Source organism: Neglectibacter timonensis (genome assembly GCF_900048895.1).
Classification (GTDB): Bacteria; Bacillota; Clostridia; order Oscillospirales; family Acutalibacteraceae; genus Acutalibacter; species Acutalibacter timonensis.
In genome coordinates, this window is sequence record NZ_LT160632.1 from 13,350 (window position 1) to 33,338 (window position 19,989).

The 19,989-nt window shown below is 57.5% G+C and carries 17 protein-coding genes; 11 read left to right on the forward strand and 6 right to left on the reverse strand.

The window, feature by feature from the left end:
- Positions 1-4: 4 nt before the first annotated feature.
- Together BN3911_RS00185 and BN3911_RS00195 are read right to left on the reverse strand one after the other, a co-directional pair.
- Positions 5-2,545, reverse strand: a complete 2,541-nt coding sequence (locus tag BN3911_RS00185) for a heavy metal translocating P-type ATPase (protein WP_066859709.1) — start codon at positions 2,543-2,545, stop codon at positions 5-7.
- Positions 2,546-2,937: 392 nt separating this feature from the next.
- Positions 2,938-3,264, reverse strand: a complete 327-nt coding sequence (locus BN3911_RS00195; protein ID WP_066859715.1) for a metal-sensing transcriptional repressor — start codon at positions 3,262-3,264, stop codon at positions 2,938-2,940.
- 239 nt (positions 3,265-3,503) lie between these two features.
- On the opposite strand from BN3911_RS00195, the gene BN3911_RS00200 reads away from it, so the two are divergent.
- On the forward strand, positions 3,504-4,430 hold the full coding sequence (locus tag BN3911_RS00200; protein WP_066859717.1) for a helix-turn-helix domain-containing protein: 927 nt from the start codon (positions 3,504-3,506) through the stop codon (positions 4,428-4,430).
- A 597-nt stretch (positions 4,431-5,027) separates the two neighbouring features.
- Here BN3911_RS00200 and BN3911_RS17050 read toward each other — a convergent pair.
- Positions 5,028-5,789 (reverse strand): AraC family transcriptional regulator, encoded by a 762-nt coding sequence (locus BN3911_RS17050; protein ID WP_066859719.1) that lies wholly within the window; start codon positions 5,787-5,789, stop codon positions 5,028-5,030.
- A gap of 153 nt (positions 5,790-5,942) precedes the next feature.
- Between BN3911_RS17050 and BN3911_RS17320 the strand changes: the two genes are divergently transcribed.
- The 10 genes from BN3911_RS17320 (at position 5,943) to BN3911_RS00260 (ending at position 18,609) form a co-directional block, all read left to right on the forward strand.
- A complete protein-coding gene (locus BN3911_RS17320) occupies positions 5,943-6,707 on the forward strand; it encodes an SDR family NAD(P)-dependent oxidoreductase (RefSeq protein ID WP_066859722.1) in 765 nt (254 codons plus the stop codon).
- A gap of 173 nt (positions 6,708-6,880) precedes the next feature.
- Complete coding sequence (locus BN3911_RS00215) at positions 6,881-7,705, forward strand: type I 3-dehydroquinate dehydratase (protein WP_242871043.1); 825 nt, start codon at positions 6,881-6,883, stop codon at positions 7,703-7,705.
- On the forward strand, positions 7,599-8,336 hold the full coding sequence (locus BN3911_RS00220) for an SDR family NAD(P)-dependent oxidoreductase (protein WP_066859729.1): 738 nt from the start codon (positions 7,599-7,601) through the stop codon (positions 8,334-8,336). Before BN3911_RS00215 ends, BN3911_RS00220 begins: the two co-directional genes overlap by 107 nt.
- 50 nt (positions 8,337-8,386) lie before the next feature.
- The gene (locus tag BN3911_RS00225) at positions 8,387-9,403 is read left to right on the forward strand and encodes an NAD(P)H-quinone oxidoreductase (protein ID WP_066859732.1); all 1,017 of its coding nucleotides are present in this window, start codon (positions 8,387-8,389) and stop codon (positions 9,401-9,403) included.
- A gap of 60 nt (positions 9,404-9,463) precedes the next feature.
- Positions 9,464-10,513, forward strand: coding sequence for a serine hydrolase domain-containing protein (locus BN3911_RS00230; protein ID WP_066859735.1), 1,050 nt, complete (start codon positions 9,464-9,466; stop codon positions 10,511-10,513).
- A 94-nt stretch (positions 10,514-10,607) separates the two neighbouring features.
- On the forward strand, positions 10,608-12,332 hold the full coding sequence (locus BN3911_RS00235; RefSeq protein WP_066859740.1) for an extracellular solute-binding protein: 1,725 nt from the start codon (positions 10,608-10,610) through the stop codon (positions 12,330-12,332).
- 162 nt (positions 12,333-12,494) lie between these two features.
- Positions 12,495-13,430, forward strand: coding sequence for an ABC transporter permease (locus BN3911_RS00240; RefSeq protein ID WP_066859743.1), 936 nt, complete (start codon positions 12,495-12,497; stop codon positions 13,428-13,430).
- Positions 13,431-13,444: 14 nt separating this feature from the next.
- Entirely contained in the window at positions 13,445-14,362 is a 918-nt protein-coding gene (locus BN3911_RS00245) for a carbohydrate ABC transporter permease (RefSeq protein ID WP_066859747.1), read from the forward strand.
- Positions 14,363-14,587: 225 nt separating this feature from the next.
- A complete protein-coding gene (locus tag BN3911_RS17445) occupies positions 14,588-18,151 on the forward strand; it encodes an HNH endonuclease (protein ID WP_207644486.1) in 3,564 nt (1,187 codons plus the stop codon).
- Positions 18,148-18,609 (forward strand): SMI1/KNR4 family protein, encoded by a 462-nt coding sequence (locus tag BN3911_RS00260; RefSeq protein WP_066859752.1) that lies wholly within the window; start codon positions 18,148-18,150, stop codon positions 18,607-18,609. The genes BN3911_RS17445 and BN3911_RS00260 overlap by 4 nt, the downstream gene beginning before the upstream one ends.
- Before the next feature lie 287 nt (positions 18,610-18,896).
- Here BN3911_RS00260 and BN3911_RS00265 read toward each other — a convergent pair whose 3' ends face one another.
- Genes BN3911_RS00265 through BN3911_RS00275 form a run of 3 tightly spaced genes read right to left on the reverse strand, consistent with a single transcriptional unit; the run spans position 18,897 to position 19,986 of the window.
- Positions 18,897-19,274: a DUF5655 domain-containing protein gene (locus BN3911_RS00265; protein WP_066859755.1), complete on the reverse strand. Its 378-nt coding sequence runs from the start codon at positions 19,272-19,274 to the stop codon at positions 18,897-18,899.
- Positions 19,274-19,681 carry an iron chaperone gene (locus BN3911_RS00270; protein ID WP_066859758.1) on the reverse strand — a complete coding sequence of 136 codons (408 nt, stop codon included), beginning with the start codon at positions 19,679-19,681 and terminating at the stop codon, positions 19,274-19,276. The genes BN3911_RS00265 and BN3911_RS00270 overlap by 1 nt, the downstream gene beginning before the upstream one ends.
- Positions 19,682-19,704: 23 nt before the next feature.
- Positions 19,705-19,986, reverse strand: a complete 282-nt coding sequence (locus BN3911_RS00275; protein WP_066859761.1) for a DUF1905 domain-containing protein — start codon at positions 19,984-19,986, stop codon at positions 19,705-19,707.
- Positions 19,987-19,989 lie beyond the last annotated feature (3 nt).

Here is a 19,989-nt window from a genome sequence, read left to right on the forward strand (position 1 = left end):
GCTTTCAGCTTTTCGTGAATGGTTGGCGTCTGATATCCAATACGTTGTAGCCTGCTTTTTCCACTGCCTTTTTCAGGGCGCTGTGCCGGAGGCCGGAGGGGATTTTTGCCGCGGCGGTTCCGGTTTCATGGCTTACGGAGAGGCACTCTGTGCCCTCCAGGGACTCCAGGGCCTGTTTCACCGCCGCCTCGCAGTGGCCGCACATCATGCCCTGAATCTGCAGGGTGACGGCGGCGGGTTCCTCCTGCCCCTTGGCGGCGGGGGACTTTTTCCTCTTCCTGTCCCGGCTGGGGTCATACAGCTTGAAAAGGTTCAGGCGCAGGGCGTTTGCGACCACGCAGACGCTGGAAAGGCTCATGGCCGCAGCTCCGAACATGGGGCTGAGGGTCCAGCCGAAAAGGGGAATCCAACAGCCCGCCGCCAGCGGGATGCCGATGACGTTGTAGACAAAGGCCCAGAACAGGTTTTCATGGATGTTGCGCAGCGCGGCCCTGCTCAGGCGGATGGCCGCCGGCACGTCGGGAAGCCTGCTCTTCATCAGCACAAGGTCCGCGGCGTCGATGGCCACGTCGGTCCCCGCGCCCACGGCGATGCCGGTGTCCGCCCTGGTGAGGGCGGGGGCGTCGTTAATGCCGTCGCCCACCATGGCCACCTTCCCCTGCTTGCGCAGCCTGCCGACCACTGCTTCCTTGCCGTCGGGCAGCACGCCGGCAATCACCTCGTCCACGCCGGCCTGGGCGCCGATGGCCCGTGCCGTGCGCTCGTTGTCGCCGGTGAGCATCACCACGCGGATGCCCATGTCCTGCAGCTCCTTCACCGCCCGGGGACTGTCCTCCCGGATCACGTCCGCCACGGCGATGATGCCCAGAAGCCTGCCGTCTTTGCTGAAGAACAGGGGCGTTTTCCCCTGTCCGGACAGCTGCTCCGCCCGGCGGACCGCCTCCTCCGGTAGGTCAGCCCTTTCCCGGAGGAAATTCAGGTTCCCGCCTGCCAGGGCTGAACCGTCCAGAAAACCGGACAGTCCGTTTCCGGGGACAGCGCGGAAATCCGCCGCCCCTTCCGCCGCGATTCCCCGCTCTTCCGCCAGGGAGAGGACGGCCTTTGCCAGGGGATGCTCGCTTTTCTGCTCCAGGGACAGGGCGGCTTTCAGAAGCTGCTCTTCGGTGCAGCCCTCCGCGGGGAGAAGGTCGGTCACTTTGGGCGTCCCGCTGGTGATGGTGCCGGTTTTGTCCAGCACCGCAATCTGCGTCCGGCCCGCCTCTTCCAGGGAGACCGCGGTTTTAAACAGGATGCCGTGCCTGGCCCCCACGCCGCTGCCCACCATGATGGCCACCGGCGTGGCCAGCCCCAGGGCGCAGGGGCAACTGATCACCAGGACGGAAATGGCCCTGGACAGGGCGTAGCCGGCGCTCTGCCCCGCAAGCAGCCAGACGGCCAGGGTGATCAGGGAAATGCCGATGACTACGGGCACGAAAACGCCGGATACCCGGTCCGCGATTTTGGCGATGGGGGCCTTGGTGGCCGCCGCGTCGCCCACCATCCGGATGATTTGGGAAAGGGTGGTGTCCTCGCCCACCCGGGTGGCTTCACAGACCAGAAAACCGGACTGATTTACCGTGGCCGCGGAAACGGGGTCGCCGGTGGCCTTGTCCACAGGGACGCTCTCCCCGGTGAGGGCGGATTCGTCCACCGCGCTGCCGCCCTCTAAGACCACCCCGTCCACGGGGATGCTCTCCCCGGGCCGGACCGCGAAGCGGTCCCCGGGCTTTACCTGCTCCACGGGGACTTCCGTCTCCGCGCCGTCCCGCAGGAGCAGGGCGGTTTTCGGCCGGAGCTGCATCAGGCTCCGGAGGGCGTCGGTGGTCTTGCCCTTGGAGCGGGCCTCCAGCAGCTTGCCCACGGTGATCAGGGTCAAAATCATGGCGGCGGATTCAAAGTAGAGGCCGTGGAGATAGCTCATGGCCGCCCCCGCGTCCCCCCGGGCCAGCGCGCCGCTCATGGCGAACAGGGCAAAGGCGCTGTATCCAAAGGAGGCCGCGGAGCCCAGCGCCACCAGGGTGTCCATGTTGGGGGCGCGGTGGATCAGGCCCCGGAAGCCGCTGACAAAGAATTTCTGGTTGACCACCATCACCGCGGCGGAGAGCAGCAGCTGCACAAGGCCCACCGCCACGGGGTTGCCCTCAAAAAAGGGGGACAGGGGCCAGTTCCACATGGCGTGCCCCATGGACACGTACATCAGCGGCAGCAGCAGGCAGAGGGAGGCGGTCAGCCGCCGCCTCATTTTCAGGATTTCTCCGTCTCCGGCTGTCCCGGCGGAGGCCGTGCCCTCCGCTTTCGCCGGCGCGGCTCCCTTTTTGGACGCGCCGTAGCCCGCCTTTTCCACGGCGGCAAGCACGGCCTGGGGGGAAGCCGTTCCCTCCACGCCCATAGAATTGGTCAGCAGGCTGACCGAGCAGGCGGTGACGCCGGGCACCTTGGACACCGCCTTTTCCACCCGGGTGCTGCACGCCGCGCAGCTCATTCCCGTCACTTCATATTGTTCCAAAGGGAACACTCCTTTCTTTACAGATATTGCTCTTTGCCTTCCCCTCGAGGGGAGAGGGGGAACAGATTCCTGTGGAATCTGCCGGATGAGGTGGAAAGCCCTTCGCCTTCCCCTTGAGGGGAAGGGGGACCGCTTGCGGTGGATGAGGTGGAGTGTCTTATTTATCACACCGAGGCGGCAGAATACAAGTCAGAGCCACCTCATCAGTCACCTACGGTGAAGATCTCTGAACAGAGTGAAGAGATCTTTTTGACAGACTTCCCCTCGAGGGGAAGCCTTGGGCCGCGGGAAACGAGCCGAAAATTTGAAGTCCGAGCGTAGCGGAGCGAGCGACCCCCGCGACTCAAAAGTCTTTGGCCGTCTTTCTTCAGAAAGACGGGGCGGCTTAAAAATTACTTCATCAGTTTTCGCAGCAGGTCGGTGAGTTCGTCGATTACGTTGTCGTTGCCCTGCCGGATGTTCTCCGCGACGCAGGTCCTGATGTGGTTTTCCAGAAGCGCCTTGTTGAAGCCGTTCAGGGCTGAGCTCACCGCTGACGCCTGCACCATCACGTCGGTGCAGTAGGCGTTTTCCTCCAACATCTTTTGAAGCCCGCGCACCTGGCCCTCAATCCGCTTCAGCCGGTTCATCAGGTCCCGGTACTCTTTTTCAGGCCGCTCCTTCGTTTTACGGGTCTCCGCCGGACAGCAAGCCCGGCTTTCCGTCTCCCGGTGTTCCATAGCGTTTCGGTCACTTCCTTTTTTGTGTGAATACCCCATGGGGGTATCTCTTGATCTCTACTATATACCCCATAGGGGTATTTGTCAAGGGGAATGGAAGAAAAACCGGCGGGGAAAAGATGTGCTGGAATGTTACACGGGTTCTGTGGTATGGTATAGGCTGAAGAGGATAGGGAAAGGGAGCGGCGTTCTCGCCGCTCCCTTTTTTTGCCGGAACAGAGGATAGGGAGGTTTTCTTGATGGGGACGGGAACAGCGGGGAAGACGGGACGTTTTATCAGGCTGGACCAGGAAACGGTGGGCAGGCTGCGGCCCACCGAGCTGGCTGTCTATGTGGCGTTGTGCGCCTTTGCAGACGGCAAAAACAGAAGCTGCTTTCCCTCCTACGCCACGCTGGCCAGACGGGCCGGGTGCTCCCGCCGCACGGCGATCCGGGCCGTGTCCGGGCTGGAAAAGCTGGGGCTGGTAATCAAGCAGGAGCAGCGGAGCGTCAAAGGGGATCCCACCGCCAACCTGTATGTGCTGACGGAGCAGCGGACGCTGGAAGACCGCGGGACGGTTTTCCGGGAGCCGGAGGTTCCCGCTGTTCCGGAGAAGGCTGCGGAACCGGAGGAAGGGCAGAAAGAACAAAGTGAAATAAATTCACTAAAAAGTGCACAGGAAAGCCGCCGCAGGGAAGAGAAAATGCCATCGCGCCCAGTGCCGGCTTGTCACCGCAGTGATGACAAAAAGTCACCACCCCCAGTGCTAAATTGTCACCACCCTAGTGACAAATTGGCACCCGAACTAGAAGAACTTAACAAGCCCCAATGGAACAAGAGCCATTCTATCCCTCCTTCCCCGGCACTGCGCAGGGACAGGGAGCGGGAGAGGGAGAGAGTGAAGGAAAAATTGGAGTACGGATATTTTGCGGAGAACATGCCGGACAAGCTGCCTTTTCTGGACAAGCTGATCGCTGTGATGCTGGAACTGCGCCGGGAGGACGCGCCGGAAAACCGCCGGGTACTGGAAGCAGTGGACAGCACGGTGATCCTGGATTTCCTGGAGGAGATGAAGGAGAAGCAGAGGGCGCTGATGGGCGTCCGGAATACTTCCGCCTGGCTCAAAAAGGTGTTTTTGGAGTTCCTGTGGAAACGCGAAGCCGCCTTGGCCGCCCTGGACCCCTAACCCCGCTTTCTTTCGCCGCTTTCTTTCGCAGAAAGCTTGGCAAAGAACTCTGAGCTCCAGCCCTCCAGCAAAAGCTGCTCTCACTTCGTTCGGGCCGGAAGAAGCCCGGTACTTTCCGCAGGAAAGGCGAACGCTTCGCGTTCGAGGGGTTCTTCCCGAAGATCTCCGAACAGAGTGAGGAGATCTTTTGCTTCCAGGCTGGAGAAGGGCTGCCCTTAGCCTTCGGCTTTCGGGTTGGGAGGGCCTTAGCCTTCCCCTTGAGGGGAGAGGGGAAGCAGATTCCCTGCGGGAATCTGCTGGATGAGGTGGAAAGCTTCCCGCTTACACTGCAGCGGCAGAATACAAGTCAAAACACCTCATCAGCCGCCTACGGCGGCAGCTTCCCCTCAAGGGGAAGCCTTTGGACTTTGCCTTCCCCTTGAGGGGAGAGGGGAAACAGATTCCCTGCGGGAATCTGCTGGATGAGGTGGAAAGCTTCCTTTTTTCTCCGTAGCGGCGGAATACAAGCCAGAACCACCTCATCAGCCGCCTACGGCGACAGCTTCCCCTCAAGGGGAAGCCTAAGGGCGTTCCCCCTCATCAGCCGCTTGTTCGGCGTCAGATGCCCTCAAGGCCATAGCGGTTCCTGTATTCCGACGGGGTCAGGCCCGAATACTGTTTGAAGGCGCGGCAGAAGTGATAGACGCTGGAAAAGCCGCATTGATAGGAGATTTCAGTGACCGATCCCCTGTTTTCCCGGAGGGCCTGTCCGGCTTTCTGTATGCGCGCCTCAATCACATACTGCTTTGGCGTGGTCTTATAATTCTCCCGGAACATCCGGCGCAGGTAGCTTTCACAGACGCCGGCCTCTGCGGCGATTTTACTGTTGGACAGCGCGGTGTCGTCCAGATGGTCGACCACATATTGCGTGGCCCGCCGCAGGCTGACGTTCCTGTTTTGGGATTCTTCAAAAAGCCGTTCCAGAACGCTGTAAAAGAGGCTCATCATCTTCAGGCGGCTGCCGTGCATCGTGGCAAGCCGCCTTATTTTTTCGTAATCGCTGAAATATTCCTCCGTCTGGCTGAGAGGGATCACGATGAATTCCTCCGTAAGCGGCTCCATACAGGTGAAATTGAGCAGAGGGAATTCCCCGCCCAGGTTATTATAAAGGGTATAGGTGGCACCCATGGGCAGAATCACGGCGCGGTCGGGAGCAGACACGAATTTTTTCCCTCCGTGCGTATAAGTGATTTTTCCGCTTTTACAGAAGGACAGGCCGAAGGTACTGCGGTTCTCAATTTGGATGTGCTTTCCTGCAGTGGCGCTGACAGTATAGACAGATTCCAGCTCCTTCACCGTAACCCATTCCAGACGATACATTTGCCTCACCTCCCTTTCATTTTACTGTTTTTTGAAATAATTTCCAAGTATTTTGAGAAAAATTGTATCGGAAATGTTAAATCGCTTCGGTTTTTTGCATTGAACTGCCTTTGGCCTGAAATTATAATGTTTGCAGGAGGGAAGGTGAGTTTTATGGTTTCTTTGAACAAAACGGCAATCGTGACCGGCGCCGCGTCCGGGATGGGGCTGCTGTTTGCGCAGAACTGGGCCGGGCTCGGCGGCAGCGTCGTCCTGTGCGACGCCGACGGGGAAGCCCTGGCGAAGGCGGCCCGCGGAATCCGTGACAGCCATGCCGGTCAGGCTTTGGACGTGCTGTGCGACGTGAGGGAATACGGGCAGGTGGAGCATGCCTGCAGAACCGCTTACGAAACCTTCGGCAGTCTTGACCTGGTGTGCAATTTTGCGGGAGGGACCGCCACCCGTGTGCTGGGGGTGCGCGGGACGATCGGAGAATTTCCCGATGTTCCCATCGCCGTGTACGATTGGGGCATCGACGTGAATTTGAAGGGCCAATTCTATTTCTGCCATGCCGCCAGCCGCTATATGCGCCGGCAGAAAAGCGGGCTTATCGTCAACATCGGTTCCATCACCGGCATGGAGGGGGACGGCTACGGGGTGGATTACCCCACCGCCAAAAGCGGCGTCATGTTCGGCCTGACCAAATCTGTGGCGCAGTACGGCTCGCAGTACGGCTTTCGCTGCGTCTGCGTTTCTCCCGGCCCGGTCTTGACGAGGCCCGGCATGGCGGAGATGGAAACCCTGTTGGGCAGGGCGGCCGAGCCCCAGGAAATTGTCGACCTCATCCTGTTTTTGGCGTCGGACAAGGGGCAGTTTATCAACGGCGAAAATATCATGATTGACGGCGGCAGAAACGCGATGGGCAGAGGGAAAGCGTGAAGCGTATTTTTGAAACGGTGTTTTGCGGCTTTCAGGGTTGGGAAAATCCCGATTTTGCTGTGCAAAACCACCCGCAATTCCACGAGAAAGGAATGCTTTCGCAAAGTGAAAGCCATGGTTTATAAGTGGTGAAAGGGTCTTTTTTTGGAAACGAGAGGGCGCTTTTAACGGTGATGGTGCAGGCGGATACCCCCCGGAGAATCCAGGAGCTGATGGACTGTTCCGCCCTGGAGGGAGCGGAGGCCTTTGGAATACAATTCGAGCGGCTCAGGCCCGAATTCAGAACCGGGGAGGTATACCGGCAGCTGTTCGCCCGGACAGACGGCAGGCCTGTCTATGTGACAAATTACCGGTCTGCGCAAAACAGGGGAAAAACAGACGACATGCTTGCCCGGGAGCTTCTGGAGCTTGCCGGATGCGGCGCCGACCTCTGCGACGTGATGGGGGATTATTTCGACAGGCGGCCCGACGAGGCCGCCGTGGACAGGGCGGCGATCCACAGGCAGCTCCGGCTGATCGAAGCCCTTCATGAGAGGGGCGCAAAGGTTTTGATGTCCTCCCACATACATAAATTCACCCCGGCGCAGCGGGTGCTTGAAATCGCGCTGGAGCACCAGAAGCGCGGCGCGGACATCAGCAAAATCGTCACCGGAGCCCAGACGATGGACGAGCAGGTGGAAAACCTGAAAATCATCCTGATGCTCAAGAGAGAGCTGCAGATCCCGTTCCTCTTTCTCTGCGGCGGCCAGTGCGGCATTTTAAGGCGGATCGGCGGCGAGCTTGGCTGCTGTATGTATCTCTGCGTACACGAGCACGACGGGTTTGCAACGCCCGTCCAGCCGCTTTTGCGGGATGTGAAAACAATGAGAGAACTATTGGGGAGGCCGGCGTATGAAATTCAGCAACAGGACTGCCCTTGTAACGGGAGCGGCAGTGGGAATCGGACGGGCGGCTGCGAGGATGCTGGCGTCGGGCGGCGCGGATGTGGCACTGCTTGACCTCAATGCCGAAAAGCTGTGCGGCGCGGAGAAAGAGGCGCGGCAGTACGCCGGCCGGACGGTTGCGCTTCCGTGCGATATCAGCAGGGAGGCTGAGGTTTATGCGGCCGTCTCAAAGGCGGAAGCCGCCCTTGGACACATTGACATTCTTGTGAACAACGCCGCTGTCTGGAGGTGCTGGGACGCCTTTGTCAATGTCTCCGCGGAAGAATGGAGAAAGTTTATTGACGTCAACCTCATGGGGACGGTCTATTGCACCAGGGCGGTGCTTCCCGGGATGCTGGAAAGGCGGTACGGGAAAATTGTAAACGTGGCTTCGGTGGCGGGCGTTTACGGAAACGCCAACATGGCCCATTACTCCGCCACAAAGGGCGCGGTGATCTCCCTCACCTATGCGCTGGCCAAGGAGGTTGCCGAAAAGGGGATCTGTGTCAACTGCGTCTCTCCCGGGAGCGTGAGTCCAGCGGAAAACCCGGATATGGATTACTTTCAGGAAAGCGGGCTCTCCTACCTGGGCAGGACGGGCACTGACAACGAGAACGCCAACCTGATCTGCTTTCTCGCCAGCGACGAGGCAAGCTATATTTCAGGCCAGAACATACAGATCGACGGCTGCAGAAGAAAGCTGTAGCGGAGGGGGGCCGGGCGGGGGCTTTCCTCATTTGGAAAAGGGGGATGTTTATGAAAGCAATTCTCGTGAACGGGGACAGAAGCCTTCGCTGGGACGAGGTTCCCGATCCGGTTCTGGGAGAGGACGACTGCCTGATTCAAGTTGAGGCGGCGGCGCTGAACCGGGCCGACCTGATGCAGCGGGAAGGGGATTATCCGCCGCCTCCCGGCAGCCCGGAATGGATGGGCCTTGAAATTTCCGGAACAGTCATCGGGATGTCCCCGGGGGCGCGGCGGAAATCAAAGTTCCAAATTGGCGATCAGGTCTGCGCGCTTTTGGGCGGCGGCGGGTATGCCCAGTATGCGGCCGTGCGCTGTGATATGCTGATGCCGGTTCCGCAAAACTGCTCGATGATCGAGGCGGCGGCGATGCCGGAAGCCTTTGCCACCGCCTACCTGAACCTGTTTCTGGAGGGAGGGCTGCAGCCCGGCGGCACCCTGCTGATGCATGCCGGCGCCAGCGGCCTGGCCAGCGTCGTCATCCCCATGGCGAAGGCATTCGGCGCACGGGTGATCACCACTGTTTTGACCGGCGGGATTGCCCGCAGCATAGAGCATTTGCAGGCGGACCGGGTGGTCGTCACCGCCCGGGAGGATCTCTCCGAGGTCCTGAAGGAGGAGCTGGCGGACGGTCATGGGGTGGACGTGGCAATCGACTGCCTGGGCGGCGAAACCATGGGGAAATGCCTTCCTTACCTGGCCCGCGGCGCAAGGTGGATCATGATTGCGGCGCTGGCGGGAGCCAAAACGGAAATTGACCTGAAGAATCTTTATGTGCGGAATGTGCGGATCATCGGCAGCACCCTGCGTTCCAAAAGCCCGGAGGCAAAGGCGGGGATTTTGGCGGAGCTGGTGCAAAACGTGTGGCCCAAAGTGTCGGCGGGCGCGGTCAGGCCCACCATTTACAGAGTTCTGCCCATCACCGAGGCGGAGGCCGCCCAGGAGATCCTCTACCGCGGAGAAAATGTGGGAAAGGTCGTTTTGACAGTGGGAGGAGGCAGCCGGGGGCGTTTCCCGGCTGTGCCGTGAGAAACCGGGGAGGCGGAGGCCGGAGAGGGCCGCCGTTCCGCCTCAGAGAGGAGGAATCAAATGCTGCTGAGCCGTACGGCGGAACTGCTGCAACAGAAACAGAAGGACGGGGATTTTACTTCCTATGCCCTGTTTGTCAGCAGGAGGGGAGAAGAGGCCTTCTTCCATTCCGCGCAGGTGGACGGGGATACCTATTTTGACATAGCGAGCATGGGCAAGGTTCTGGTGACCGCCCCTTTGATTTTGCAGGCAGTGGGGGAAAAGAAGCTCTCGCTGGACGACCCGCTCACAAGGTTTTTCCGGCATGTGCCGGAGGAGAAGCGGAAAATCACCGTGAAACAGCTGCTCACCCACACCTCGGGAATCGTGAGGCACCCTATCTCCCCGGAGGCGGCGGGACGGGGAGCGGAGGCGGTGGCGGAGGAGATCCTGAAGCATCCGCTGGCCTTTCCGCCGGGGACAGGGTATCTCTATTCCTGCAGCGGGATGCTTCTGCTGGGGTTTCTTCTGGAAAGGAGTTACGGCCTGTCCCTGGAAACCCTTTTTGAGACAAGGCTGAAAGGGCCGCTGGGGTATACGAGAAGCAGGTTCAATATTGCCGTGGACGAACCGAACGCGGCGCTCTGTTACAGAAGCGAAGACGTAAACGGCCTGCCTCACCCCTGGGACGATGAAAACATACGGGTGCTGCAAACAAGCGCCGGTTCGGGCGGGCAGTTCTTTACCCTCTCCGATTTGAAAAAGTTCTCAGAGGCAGTCATGGCCAAAAGCGGCGGGCTGTATCCAGAGAATTATTACGCTTTGGCGGAGGCGGATTACACCGGAAAGTGCGGCGAGGGCAGGGGCCTTGGCTGGCTTTATGTGGACGGGAGATACCCGCAGACGGGCAGGCTCTTCCCCGCGGGCAGCTTCGGGCATTGCGGGCATACGGGAACTTCGATTTTCTTTGACCGCGCCGGCCGGCTGTATGTCATTCTGCTGACCAACGCGACCAGGGCCCTGAACAGGAAAAACGGGTTCAGGGGGTACGATTACGGCAGGGTCTGCCAAATGAGAGAGGAGATCCACAACGCAGTTTACGAGGATTTTGCCGCGGAGAAGCTCCTTTGAAGGAAGGGCCGGCAGATCCGGCGCGGTTTGTTCCGCCTGCTGCGGCAAGGAGAGTGCGACACAAGTAAAATCAGAAAAAGAAAGGATGTCAGGTATGAAAAAGTTTTTATCCCTTGTGCTGAGTTCGGCTTTGCTGATTTCCGCAATGGCGGGCTGCGGCCCGTCCAACGCGGACGGTTCCGGTTCGGCCGCTTCCGTAGAGTCCGCCGTTTCGTCCGTGTCCGGCGGGGCTGAAGAATCCGCCGCAGCGGGAGAAAAGCCGGCGCTCACCATTGGCCTGCGGCCAAATCCGCTGACCACCGACTATGAGGACAACTATCTGACGGACCTGATGGAAGAAACCGCAGGGGTCAGCCTGGAATTTTTCTTCTTCCCATCGGAGGGGGCGGAGGCAAAACAGAAATTTTCCATGATGGTGGCTGGTGGCGAAACGCTGCCTGATATCGTTGTATTGCCGGGGCTTTCCGACGTGGAGCGTTACAACTACGGTTCCGGCGGCTACTTCATCCCGTTGGACGAGTATATGGAAAACGACGCCGTAAACTGGAATAAGACCATGGATACCTGGGCCACGGGACAGCAGAAAGAGAGCGTGCTGCGGGATGCGCGTTCCTTCGACGGGAAGATCTACGCGTTCCCTCAGTTTTACTGTGACCCCGCGGACGCGTCCTCCCTGTACATGAGCATCAATAAGCAGTGGCTGGACAACCTGAAGCTGGAAGTCCCCGCCACCACGGATGAGCTTTACACGGTGCTGAAGGCGTTCAAGGAACAGGACGCCAACGGCAACGGCGACTCCAAGGACGAAATCCCCATGATGGGCCACACCGGCTGGCAGGGCAGCGCAGCCACTTTCCTGCTGAATTCCTTTACCTATTTTGCCTACAGCGGCGATTTTGGCTACCAGCTCAACGCGGAGAACGGACGGCTGAGCGCGCCTTTTGTCACCGAAGAGTTCCGGGAAGGGCTTCGTTTCCTGAGAAAGCTGGTGGAAGAAGGGCTGCTTTCGGATTTGAGCTTCTCTCAAACGGACGCGGAGGTAAAGAGCATCCTGCAGGCTCCGGAGGACCAGGACAGCCTGGTGGGCGTCGTGGTAGGCCATCCCTCCCCGCTGTTCGGCACCGGTGTGCCCCGGGTGAAGGAGTATGTGGGGATTCCCTCTTTGAAAGGGCCCGATGGGGTGGAATGGGCCCCGTTTTCCTATCAGTCTGGCACGTATCAGGTCTTCATCACCGGCGACTGCGGGAATCCGGACGCGGCCTTCCGCTTCCTCGACGCCATGTCGGAAACCGAAATGAGCCTGACCATGCGGTTCGGTAAAAAAGACGTCAACTGGAGATATGCGGAGGGGGAAAGCCGCTACAGCGGGATCGGCGAGGAATATAAGGCCGTTTACGAGCAGGGCTTTGATCCGGAGGAAACCGTGCCCTGGACAACGGAGAATGCCGTCATCTGGCATGATAATGTCTTTAACTCCCTGCCCCCGCTTCTGATGGGCGGCGCTCTGGCGGTGCCCTATGCGGACGAATATCAGGAATATAAGCTGACGGAGCTGTGCTACAACGTGTTCCCCAGGCGTTACAATCTCCATCCGGAGGAAATGCCCGTCAAGGTCACCTTCAACGAGGAGGAGACGGACCGAATCCACGATATTCTGAGCTCGGTCCAAACCTATGTGGATGAGTCCATCACCCGTTTCGCGCTGGGTGATCTGGACGTCGAGACCGGCTGGGAGGCATATCTTGCCGAACTGGATACCATGGGCCTTGCAGAGTACCTGGAAACCTCCCAGGCGGCGTATGACCGGGCCATGGGATAAACGGGCGCGCCGGAACGTTCCGGAAGGGTACAGCGCTTGAATGGGTCCGCCGCCGTCTCCCGCGCCTGATGTACGGCGGCGGATTTCCGCGCCGGAGCGGGCTTTCGCAAGCGGACGGGTTTGACTGGAGTCTTTTATATTTGTGAGGGGGAATGGTTGGAGATGAGGGGAAGATTTATCACCTTTGGCCGCAAATGCAGGGAACGCTGGCAGCTGTTTTTGTTTTTGATCCCTGCGGCGGCGGTGGTCCTGATTTTTAATTACTGGCCCATGCTGGGGGCGCAGATTGCCTTCCGCGATTATCAGCCGAGGGCGGGCATCTGGAACAGCCCCTGGGTGGGGTTCAAGCATTTCATCAAGTTTTTTCATTCCTATCAGTTTGAGCGGGTGCTGGGCAATACCCTGATCCTCTCCTTTTACAGCCTGGCGGCGAGCTTTCCGCTGTCTATCCTGATGGCGCTGGCGATCAATCTGGTGCGGAGGACCGGGTTCAAAAAGTTCGTGCAGACTGTTTCCTACATGCCGTACTTCATTTCCGTGGTGGTGCTGGTGGGAATCCTGAACCAGGTGCTCAGCCCGGTGGTGGGGATTTACGGAGGCGTATACCGGCTGTTCTGCGGCTCAGGTTATCCCCCGGATATTCTGGCAAACGCGGGGACGTTCCGGCACCTTTACGTGTGGTCGGGCATCTGGCAAAGCCTTGGCTGGAATACGATCATCTATCTGGCGGCCCTATCCTCTGTGGATTTGGAGCTGCATGAGGCCGCCCAGCTGGACGGGGCAAACCGGTTGAAACGGGTGGTTTATATCGACCTGCCCATCCTTCTGCCCACGGCGGCAATCATGCTGATACTCAGTGTGGGCAGCCTTATGAGCGTGGGCTTTGACAAGGCGTATCTGATGCAGAACAACGCGAACCTGTCCGCCTCGGAGATCATCAGCACCTATATTTACAAGACCGGTATGAACAACGGCACGGCCCAGTTTTCCTATGCGACGGCAATCGGGCTGTTCAATTCAGCGGTAAACTGCTGTATGCTCCTGGTGGTCAACAAGCTGGCGGACAAGGTGGGCGACGGCGGCTACGGGCTTTTTTAGGGGAGGGAATGGATATGAGCAGAAACAAAGGCGGACGCCCTGCCGGAGCAATCCGGGATTCCAGGGAGGACAAAATTCTCTACACGGCGGTAACTGCCGTTCTGATCGTCTTCCTTCTCCTGGTGGCGTATCCGCTGATCTATGTGGTTTCGTCCTCCTTTTCCTCCGGCACGGCGGTGAGCACCGGGCAGGTGTTCCTCTGGCCGGTGGATTTCAGCCTGGAGGGGTATAAGACGGTATTTGCCCACAAGCTGATCGGCGCGGCGTACCGCAACACCCTTTTTTACACGTCGGCGGGCACGGCCATCAACGTGACCATTACGGTGATGTGCGCTTATCCCCTGGCGCGCAATGATTTTCCCATGCGGAAGTTTTTCTCCGTCTTCTTTCTCGTCGTCATGTTTTTCAGCGGGGGGATGATCCCCACCTATATGGTGGTGTCGAATCTGAAGCTGACCAATACCATTTGGGCGATGCTGCTGCCCGGAGCCATTTCCGTGTACAATATGATCCTGGTGCGGACCTTCCTCAAGAACAGCATCCCCCAGGCGCTTCTGGAGGTTTCACAGATCGACGGCTGTTCGGACGCGAAATACTTTTTCCATATCCTTCTTCCGCTGTCGAAACCCGTCATTGCAGTGATTACCCTGTATTACGCGGTGGGCCACTGGAACGCCTATTTCAACGCCATGATGTACCTGAGCGACCAGGAGCTCTATCCGCTGCAGCTCATTCTGCGGCAGATTCTGGTGGCAAATCAGGTGAACTTGAACGAAATGGTGGATGTGGAAGCGCTGGTGGCCAAGCAGGGGCTTGCCGATGTGCTGAAGTATGCCCTGATCGTCGTCTCCACCGCGCCCATTCTGTGTGTCTACCCGTTCCTCCAGCGTTTCTTTATGAAGGGCGTTATGCTCGGCTCGGTAAAAGGGTGACGCGGCGGAGGGCTTGTCCGCCATATGGGAGAAAAGGCAGTCCCACGGAAAAGATGTTCTGGAATGTTACATGGGTTCTGTGCTATGCTATAAACTGAAAGACAACAGAAAAAGGGAGCGGCGGAAACGCCGTTCCCTTTTTTGCGTGGAAAAAAGGCAGTCTCCGGAGGGGTTCCTTCGGGGCTGTCTTTTCTTTTGGAAAAAAAGAAAAAAAGGAGGAAGAAAATGCAGGTAGAGACTGGAGGAGGAAAAAGACCGGATGGGGGGACGTCAGACCAGGAAAGATTGGAATACGCCCGTGCCTGGGTGAGGGACGCGCTGCAGGAATGGGAAGAGGAAAAAGCAAAGATCAATCTGCCGAAGCCTGCGGAGCATGTGGGGAACAATCCCCTGCAGACGCCGGGATTCAGCCGTCCGGACGGCCGGGCGCAGGCAGCGGATGTGGCCTTTGGCGCCATGAAAGCGGCAGAGCAGGCTGCAAAGGCAAGAGAAGCGCAGTTGGAAAAGCAGCTGGAGCAGGCCAGGCAGCGCACATCTGCCCTGAGTTTTCTGGAGCCGGATCAGGCGGAGTTTCAGAAGCAGGCTCAGGAATCCCTGGAAAAAACTTTGGAAGAAGCCAGGCGGAGAAGGGAGGCCCTGCTGCCGGATTTCCAGAAGACGCAGTACGCCATGCTCCCCCTGGAGCCGGATTGGGAGGAAAAGTCCCAGTACCGCTCCACAGCCAACGGAAAGGATGCATCCTACACCACCGGCTACAGCTATAATCCCGGTTACGACTATGGATTTGCCACCAGTATCCCGCAGGAAACTGGGTTTCAGGATGAGAGGTACGACTATATCAACAAAAATCCCCAGGCCATAAAGCTGGTGGACAACAACGACACCATCACAGGGAGCTATTTTTTGGGCCTGGACAAGAATTATCTCAAGCAGATGACCGGAGAAGAGGTGAAAACCTACAATTACCTCTACGCCCGGGACGGCAGGGAAAGGGCGGAAAAATACCTGGAATTCATTACCCCGGAGCTGACGGAAAAGCAGAGGCGTCAGGAGGAGCAAAAAGCGGCCCGGGAGGCCAGAGAGGATCCCGTTGGGACGTCCGTGGCCAGCGTGGTGGCGTCCCCGCTGAAGTTTTTGACCTATCTCAGCCAGCTGGCAAATTTTGCCGGGGATGGAAAAATCGACCAGAACGCGGCCTACAACCGGAATTCCTACAAGAGCGCGGCAGTCCGCAGGGAAGTAAGCAAAATCGCGGAGGAAAACTGGGGAGTACCGGGAAGCTTTCTGTACAGCATGGGAATGGGGATGGGAGACTTCCTGATGGCCACGGCGCTGACAGGAGGGAACCAGACGCTGACCCTGGCGATTTTGGGGACCGGAGCGGCGGCGGACGCGACCATAGAGGCCAAGGACCGGGGATTGGAGGACTGGCAGGCGTTCACGCTGGGGACCATAGCCGGAGTGGCGGAGGTGATAACGGAAAAGGTGAGCCTGCAGACGCTGCTGGACAAGGCATCGCTGGGGAAGGACGCGGTGGGCTATCTGCTGAAGAACACGCTGGCCGGGGGAGCGGAGGAGGTTGAAAACAGCCTGATCAATATGACGGCGGATTTGCTGGTCTCCCAGGAGAAATCGAAATGGGTCGCGAACATAGGCAGGTATCGGGAGCAGGGATACTCAGAGAGGGATGCGTTTTGGATGGCGCTGCGGGATCAGGCGGTGAATCTGGGCGGAGTTTTTCTGGGCGGCATGGTTGGCGGAGCCATTATGGCCAGAGCGAACATGCTGGGAAACAGCGTCTTTCACAAATACCAGAGCTTCAAAAACGGCGGCCTGACGCCCGACTGGACAGGCCCGGGCTGGGGAGCGGATTTTCTGCAGCCGGAGGGGTGGCTTTTCCTGCCGGAGGAGTCTGGGGTCCAGCTGACTCAGGGGCTGCAGCCGGATGGGAGGTTCCTGCTGCCGGAGGGACAGGTTTGGATTCCGGAGCAGCCTGCGGCTGAGCTGCCGCGGCTGACCGATCCGCAGAGCCGGACGCCCTCCCAAAGCCAGGCAGGCGACGAAGCCGCCCAGGGGTTGATTCAGCTGCTGCTGAACCAAGGGGAAATCACCCCGGAGGAAGCGGCTGGATTGATGGCACAGAACGGGGGAGCGGAGATTTTGTATCCGGAACAGCCTGCGGCTGAGCTTCCGCAGCTGACCGATCCGCAGGAGGCCGAACCTGCACTGCCGGAGCAGAGCCAAACGTATTCCCAAAGCCAGGCGGGAGAGGAAGCCGCCCGGGGGTTGATTCAGCTGCTGCTGAACCAAGGGGAAATCACCCCGGAGGAAGCGGCTGGATTGATGGCGCAGAACGGGGGAGCGGAGATTTTGTATCCGGAACAGCCTGCGGCTGAGCTTCCGGACTGGGCCGCCGAAGGGATGGAGAAATTTGGGATTCCAGAGCTTTCCGGGGAACAGACGCTCCCAGAGCAGGGCCAAACGTCCCCCCAAAGCCAGGCGGGAGAGGAAGCCGCCCAGGGGTTGATTCAGCTGCTGCTGAACCAAGGGGAAATCACCCCGGAGGAAGCGGCTGGATTGATGGCACAGAACGGGGGAGCGGAGATTTTGTATCCGGAACAGCCTGCGGCTGAGCTTCCGGACTGGGCCGCCGAAGGGATGGAGAAATTTGGGATTCCAGAGCTTTCCGGGGAACAGACGCTGCCGGAGCAGGGCCAAACGTACTCCCAAAGCCAGGCGGGAGAGGAAGCCGCCCAGGCGTTGATTCAGTTATTGCTGGATCAGGGGGAAATCACCCCGGAGGAGGCGGCAGAACTGACGAACCAGGAAGAAAGGCGCATCCAGATACCAGATTGGGATTACGGAGAACCGGAAGGGAGTTCGTTATTTGACCGTTTTTCCCTGCCAGGGATAGAAAGTTTTCTGCCGGGGGAATTCCGTGGGGGAAAGGATTTGTTCCCCCAGGGGAACGGCCTGCCGGAGGAATTCCAGAGGCCCCAGGGCTTGAGCGATTGGGATTGGAGCTTAAGGCAGGGCGAAGCAGCCGAAGCAAAGAACGATCTGGAAAGAAGCGCGGCGCTGTATAATGTGGGACGGACCAAATTGAATGCGGCGAAAAGAATTTCGGAAGAGCTGGGCCGGAAGGTGGTCTTCGACGGGACGATGTCCGTGGACAAAACGGGCGCAATAGATCCGGAGACGGGGACCATCCGCCTGAATGCCAGAGTGGGCGGGCCGGAGAATCTTTTCGACAACGCCGTACGGCTTTTGGAGGAACAGCCGGCTGAATTCCCGCTGGACAGTGCTGATGCTGGAGGGTATAATGCAGGGGAAGAGAGGCTGCTCCTGGAGGCTGCGGGGGTTGGCAGGGTTGAGATCATCGCTGTAGATGATTTGACAGATAATTTGTTGCAAACGAAGCCTAAAAATTCTCCTAATCCGCAAAAGTGGCTAAATAAGGGTGGGAAAATAAGTATCGATAAAGATGGTGTCTGGGTATACACTAACAGCAAGGGCCAAAGTGTGAAATATGTGGATGGCTATCCTGATTTTAAGGGCGCAGGCTTGACAAATCAGGAAGTAGATATTGGCCAGTTTAAAGATTACACAACAGACTTTAAAAATGCAGATTTATTAGCACCGAACGGACCCAGAGATGCAGTAAATAATACATGGCACCATTCACAGGATGGGCACACACTTCAAGAAGTTGATAAGGCAGTGCATAAAGAGTTTACGCATCGCGGGGGAATGTCCCTGAATAATATAAAAAGAGGAGAATTAAAATGAGGATAAACAATTTTAAACAGTTAAATGAGGAGCAAATTCAAACCATAGAGACACAGCTGCGAATAAAATTACCGGAAGACTATAGGAAATTCTTGAAAGAAGTGGGCGGCGGGGTTGTAGAAAAGGATGCATCTAATAGAATCCGGATAGATGGATTGGGCGGAGATATTGTTTTAGATGTTTTGTATGGAAATGATATGGAGCATGAAAAAGCAAGTATCACATTTTGGATGAAGCGGTTTGAGGGAGAATTGTTAGAAAAAGCAGTGCTTATAGGCGATGATTTACTGCAGGGGTTTTTAGTAATGATTTGTGATGGAGAGGATAAAGGGATTTATTATTGGGACGATTCCTACCGTTTTGCATCTTCCTGTGATGAAAACAATATGTACTGGATTTCCGATTCCTTTGACGGGCTTTTGAGGCTAGTGGCAGGAAAAAAACGAATTGATTCGTAAGAAAGGTGCAATGTTCTTAAGAAATTGTACTCTGCCATGGAATACAGAAAAAAGGATTGGCCGGATACGATGGATTTGTTGAGTTGAAACCGGGACAGAAAAACTGTAGTACGGCGGAGAGGGGAGCGGCGAGAGGCCGCTCCCCTCTTTTGCGTTGGGAGGAAGAGACGGGGCGGGAACTTGCAGCGTCCTGCAGTTTACGGTCACGGTTGACGTCTTCTTTTTGTTTTGCAGAAGGTTGGGGATCGAAAAGTGCATTATTTATTTGAATGCCCAGCGCTCTTCTTTTATTTGGAAGCGGCAAACTCCGCTGCTTCCCTGATCCAGCCCATCAGCTCCCCGTCAATCTCATCCTGCCGGGAAACCAGCAGGTGATGTGTCCAGCGGTTTGGGTAAGGCTCGGCTGCAATATCGATACGGGGAGATTCTGCCTGATGTTCCAGGCCGAAGGTTACTACTATATAATGGTCCGGACAGTCCTTCTTTTTCCGCACCCGCATAAACGATACGCAGGCGAATAAATGCTTGTTGTAAAAGGAAATCTGGCTTTTCTGCACCTTGATGCGCACATTGTCAATTTCGCTTAAAATCCGTTCTTCCAGTTTCTCATAGAGCGGGAGGGAATCCATATGTCCTTCAAAAAACAAAAGAGTACCGGCGTCCATTATTCTTCCCCCTCCTTTCCGCACCAGGCTGCAATTTTGGCGATCAGTGCAAGGGGCAGCGGTTTATCATAGGGAAACTGGATCGTCCCCTTGCTGGTTTTGTATGCTGCCAGCTGATTCGCAAAGGCTTCCACCGCCGCAGGGCCGGGATACAGGCCAACGTGTTTTTTGGATGCCGCAAACTGGATGAGATTCCTCTTTTTCCAGTAAGTCGGCATGCTCCATGAAATCTTTTGTATCGCGTCCGGCAGTGCGCTGCGGATGGTTTCGCTGATCTGCAGGAGATATGTCCGGGTATATTCCGGCTGTTGTGCAATATATTCCTCAATAGTCTGCGGGGCAGTTCCGCAGTAATGGTTTTGATTTGTATTTTTGAATTTCCTACCGCATTTTGGACATTCCCACATGGTTTTCCTCCATCTGGCTTTGGTCAGACAGGTTTCACAGTGACTTTTACGGTATCGCCCGGCTGTTTTCCTATTTTTAACTGAATATCTTTCCGAATGCCAATAATATAGCAAACAGAGCCGTCGTCATTTTTCAGGCCCATATTTACGATGCTGCCGGAATACGGCTCGCCGTCAAAGGTGATTTCAGCCTTCACTCTGCCCTTTCCAAACTCCTTGCGAATATCGTAAGGAAACCGTACATAAGCGCCGCCCTTTTCAGGGACTGGCTGAATCACGGCCTCGAACCCATAAGTTTTTTGCATAAA